Genomic DNA, 4,866 nt, shown 5'->3' with positions numbered 1-4,866 from the left:
GTCCCTGGTTCGAGTCCAGGCTTGGGAGCAAAAAGGGCAAGCACGGTAAAACGGTCGCTTGCCCTTTTTTAGTACCGTATGTATGCTGTTTAAAAAGCATTTCCGATAAAAGTAAATCAATAGCCAAATGAATTAGGCAAAGCTTTAATGTCTTTTGTCAAATCAACTAAAAACCCATTTGACACAGCATAAACAGGTTTTTTATTTTGGTCTGTTAAAATGAAGTTAGGATAGCGACCTAAACCAATAGCTTCTGGATTTGCATTTAAACTATTTGTTAGGTTTAATAATCTGTTTTTGATAGGTCCAGAAGAGGATCTTTTGTCCGAAAACTTAACAAACAGATAACCTTGTTGAACAAGTGCTTTTTCTTCTTCAAATGCCATATTATCCCATTCTGCTTTCTTCAATACTTTGATTTTACCAGGCACAGATAGTAATAAACTTGCGTCAGCTTCTTTATAGCCAAAGTTATTTTCCATATCACCCAATTCTTCTAAACTACCGCGATAGCTCAAACTTTTGTAATTAGAATCCACTGTTGCTGTGTGGTTTATGCCCAGACTGGCTCTGTATTTATAGCCATCTTTCGTGACCTCTGCATTTCGAATGACCAGATCGAATAGGAATCTGCTATTTTCAGGGATGGCTACATAATCCTCGATATCTTCATCTTCATATGACTTTTGCGCAATGGAGTGTAATGCACTCAGGATAACATAAAAATTTAGTTTTCGGATATATTGTTTGTCCGGATCATTAGGATAGCCGCCGGATTCAATCAGTACAGTTGAAATACCTTTACCCTGAAAGGTATCGCCAAAACCTCTTGGCTCATGTGCATCATTATACTTTGCGATCTCACCAGGCGCGTATTTCTGTAAGGTACGATTCATCATTACGATCAGTTTAGTCGCATTGGTCCGCACTTCATTTAAATCTCTCGAATAATTATACGCCGGTGCAAGAAAAGAAATTGTCGCCTGATGTTTCGTGTTGCCAGCTGAATAAAGACTACTCTGATCGTGCAAATTAAAGCCGAATTGAGGTTTGATCTGATCCGCAATTAACGTTAAGATCTTAGCTTCCGGTGTGGTTAACGCACGGGCATCACGATTAAGATCAATATCAAGCGCATTCCGTCTTTTCCATTTTTCTGCTCCATCAGGATTAACCATAGGTACGAAATGCAATTCCAGGTTATTCAGGATAAACCTTCTGAAGGTATTATTATCATCACTAACGGATAGAAAATTAAAGATATCAAATAAGGCCATGGTAGCTGTAGATTCATCTCCATGCATTTGAGACCATAATAAGACTTTGATTTTGCCCTTTCCAATACTTAAGTGACTGATGCTTCTTCCCTGAAAGGAGTTGCCAATGATCTCAGATTTGAAAAGTTTAGAGCTGACATGCTTTTGAATAAGCGGCAGTAGATCGCTATGTTTAAACATCCTGTTTTTTATCGCAGGTTCCTTATAACGTGAATAGTTTTGCCATATAGTGGTTGTTTCTATCTCCGGGCGTGAAAACTTTCTTCTGATACTCCAACTAAGCAGCAATATTGGAATGATTAATACAGGTATGATGAATAGCTTTTTGTTCATGGGATAAACCGTTAATATAAAATGCAATTTAGATACTAGATTCAAATAACTGATTATCGCCTTTACTTTTATAAACAAAACTTCAAGTTGAAAAATACGTTTAGTTCATAAAAGAATGAATGTAGTGTGTTAATAATCTAAATATCATGTTTTAACTTTTTCATAAGCAGCGCGCGCGATATAACTAGCTTTGCAGCCAAATGAGTTGATATCAGTCTTTATCTGATTTGTAAATCATTAAATATAATATAAAATGACAGAAACTAAAGCTTACGCAGCACAGAATCCTAATACTCCTTTAGCCCCCTGGACCCTTGAAAGAAGGGAAGTTGGCCCTCATGATGTTCAGTTTGATATCTTGTTTTGTGGGGTTTGCCATTCGGATCTATCTCAGATTAAAGATGAGTGGTTCCCTGGAATATTTCCAATGGTTCCTGGTCATGAGATCGTTGGCAGGGTAGTTAAAGTAGGGGATCATGTCAAAAATTTTAAAGTTGGCGATCTAGCAGGTACGGGTTGCATGGTAGATTCATGTCAGGTTTGCGAAAACTGTAAACAGGATCTCGAACAATATTGCCTTGAAGGTAATACTGGAACGTATAATAGCTATGAATGGGATGGTAAAACGCCTACCTATGGTGGTTATTCCAAAACGATTGTGGTCAGAGAAGAATTCGTTCTTCACGTTTCCGACAAGTTAAATCTGGCTGCAGTTGCTCCTTTATTATGTGCCGGTATTACCACTTATTCTCCGTTAAGACATTGGAAAGTAGGTAAAGGTCATAAATTAGCTGTTTTAGGATTAGGCGGACTAGGACACATGGCCGTTAAGTTTGGTGTTGCTTTTGGTGCAGAAGTAACCGTTTTGAGTACCTCTCCTAAAAAAGAAGAAGATGCCAGAAAATTAGGAGCACATCATTTTGTTGTCACTTCTGATGAAGCGCAAGTAAAGGCTGCACTAGGATCATTTGATTTTATCCTGGATACGGTATCAGCTGACCATGATTTTAATATGTATCTATCCTTGTTAAAGACGAATGGTACGATGATTTGTGTGGGTGTTACTTTAAAACCTAATGAATTCGCAGCATTTAGTTTACTAGGTGGACGAAAAAGTATAGCTGGTTCAGGTATCGGTGGCATAGCTGAAACTCAGGAAATGTTGGATTTTTGTGCTGAAAATAATATCGTTTCGGATATAGAAATGATTGATATAAAAGATATTCAATCTGCATATGATCGTATGGTAAAAGGTGATGTTCGCTATCGTTTTGTAATTGACCTAGCTACATTATAATTTAATGTACTTTGGGAGAAAGTGGCTTGGATCAAATACAAAGTAAGGATCAAACTTTATATTTTTCAGGTACCAGTGGTATCGTGTTGCCTTTTCCAAATAAGCAATTTTACCCTCTGGAATTTCAGGACAAAAGCCGGTTGACCTATTATGGCACTTTGTTTAACAGTGTTGAAATAAACAGTTCGTTTTACAAAGTACCAATGGCGTCTACTGTCGCTAAATGGGCATCTGAAGTTCCAGAGGATTTTCGTTTCACCTTTAAACTGTGGAAGGAAATAACGCATAGCAAAGGACTTGAATTTAAACCTGAAGATGTTGATCGTTTCATTAATACCATCTCGCAAGCAGGACATAAAAAGGGATGTTTGCTGGTGCAATTTCCCCCCAGTCTCAAGATACAAAGCATAGAAAAAGTGAACCAATTATTGATGTGCATCCAAGATGCAGATTCTAGCCGCGCATGGAACGTAACACTGGAATTCCGCAACAATTCCTTGTACCAGAAGAGTACTTATGATCTATTAAATCAATACCATGCCGGAATGGTATTCCATGATAAAACAGGCTCAGTAACACCTTTTACCGATGTAATTGGAAACGTTGTGTACGTACGCTTCCATGGGCCAAATGGAAACTATAGAGAAAGTTATGCTGAGTCCTTTTTATATGAGTATGCCCAATATATCCAGGAATGGATGGATGACGGAAAAGCAGTTTATGTCTATTTTAATAATACCATGGGTGATGCGGTTGATAACTTAAAGACCTTAAATAGTTTTCTTTATCCCACATAAATACCTTAAAATAGCGCTTATTCCGATTATGAAAAGGTTAAAGCAGATCATTAAAGATATTAAAGCCGCACAGGAAGATGGAACAGCAGTCGAGTCTGACCTGCTTTGGCAGCTGATTTGTTACTCGCCTAAAATGCCTGTTCGCTTACTTCAACAAAATCTTCTTGATGAGGCTACTAGATTCAGTTTAAAGGTGTACGATGCAGAATTTAGTGCCAAAGAACTCAGGTTCAATGCGTTCAAATGGGGTTCTGGAAAACACAAAGTGCTTTTAACTCACGGATGGGGATCAAAAGCAATTGATTTTTCGGAGCTGATTACGGCATTAAGGATCCTGCCAGACGCAGAGATCGTGGCATTTGACGCTCCTGGTAATGGAAGTTCTGAAGGGGATCTTTCTAATTTAGGACTCTATGTACAAGCTGTAGAAGCAATAATACGAAATGGCTTTATTCCCGAGATAGTAATAGGCCATTCCCTGGGTGCCATGGCCAATACTTTGGCAATATATGAAATAGGAATTCTTCCATCTCTATTAATCAGTTTAACTCCTCTTATCCGGCTTAAAGAAAACTTTCAATTTAGCATGGACAGTGTGGGTGTGAAAAAATCAGATCAAGATGATTTCTTTGAAAGATTCGAGCAGCTATTCAAAGGTCAGGCATCCACCTATAACTTAGTTGATTTGTATCAGATGAAAGCGGATGTTAAACATTGGATCGCTTTTGATTCGCAAGACCTTATTTCCCCTTATGCTTATATTGCCGAATTCTTATTAAAAAATCCTTCAGTTGCTTCTACCTGTTACGAAGGTGTTGGTCACGATAAAATTTTCAAAGCAACACCTGTTATAAGTGATTTGCTGTGGCTGATAAAAGTAAGTATCCAGACTGAATCGAGGTTCAAATCAACTATCCTGTGATGTCAGATTAGGATCTTAGGACTAAAATTAGAGCTTTCTGCGCCATAATCAGCTTGAGATTAAATTTTAATCAGTTAGTTATGAATACTTAACGGCTTTTAATGCAACTTTTAATCTAGAGCACTTTCAATATTAGATATTAATGCCGAATATTGCAATCTCAAATAAAAAGGGTTGCTGCATAAATTGGCAAGTCAATAATAACCAGAAATACTCCTAAGTAGCTCAGCTGGTTAGAGC

General features: G+C 37.7%; 4 protein-coding genes. 3 read left to right on the top strand and 1 reads right to left on the bottom strand.

Annotated features, from left to right (window positions below; translation table 11 throughout):
* Positions 1-116: 116 nt before the first annotated feature.
* Positions 117-1,610, bottom strand: a complete 1,494-nt coding sequence (locus BFL47_RS18850; protein WP_069661344.1) for a M14 family zinc carboxypeptidase — start codon at positions 1,608-1,610, stop codon at positions 117-119.
* A 253-nt stretch (positions 1,611-1,863) separates the two neighbouring features.
* On the opposite strand from BFL47_RS18850, the gene BFL47_RS18845 reads away from it, so the two are divergent.
* Genes BFL47_RS18845 through BFL47_RS18835 form a run of 3 tightly spaced genes read left to right on the top strand, consistent with a single transcriptional unit; the run spans position 1,864 to position 4,626 of the window.
* Positions 1,864-2,907, top strand: a complete 1,044-nt coding sequence (locus BFL47_RS18845; RefSeq protein ID WP_069661343.1) for an NAD(P)-dependent alcohol dehydrogenase — start codon at positions 1,864-1,866, stop codon at positions 2,905-2,907.
* A 26-nt stretch (positions 2,908-2,933) separates the two neighbouring features.
* Positions 2,934-3,704 carry a DUF72 domain-containing protein gene (locus BFL47_RS18840; RefSeq protein ID WP_245681414.1) on the top strand — a complete coding sequence of 257 codons (771 nt, stop codon included), beginning with the start codon at positions 2,934-2,936 and terminating at the stop codon, positions 3,702-3,704.
* A 28-nt stretch (positions 3,705-3,732) separates the two neighbouring features.
* Positions 3,733-4,626 carry an alpha/beta hydrolase gene (locus BFL47_RS18835; protein WP_069661341.1) on the top strand — a complete coding sequence of 298 codons (894 nt, stop codon included), beginning with the start codon at positions 3,733-3,735 and terminating at the stop codon, positions 4,624-4,626.
* Positions 4,627-4,866 lie beyond the last annotated feature (240 nt).

Source organism: Arcticibacter eurypsychrophilus, from assembly GCF_001730525.1.
In the GTDB taxonomy this organism is placed as follows: Bacteria; Bacteroidota; Bacteroidia; order Sphingobacteriales; family Sphingobacteriaceae; genus Arcticibacter; species Arcticibacter eurypsychrophilus.
This window is presented reverse-complemented; position numbering and strand designations above follow the sequence as displayed.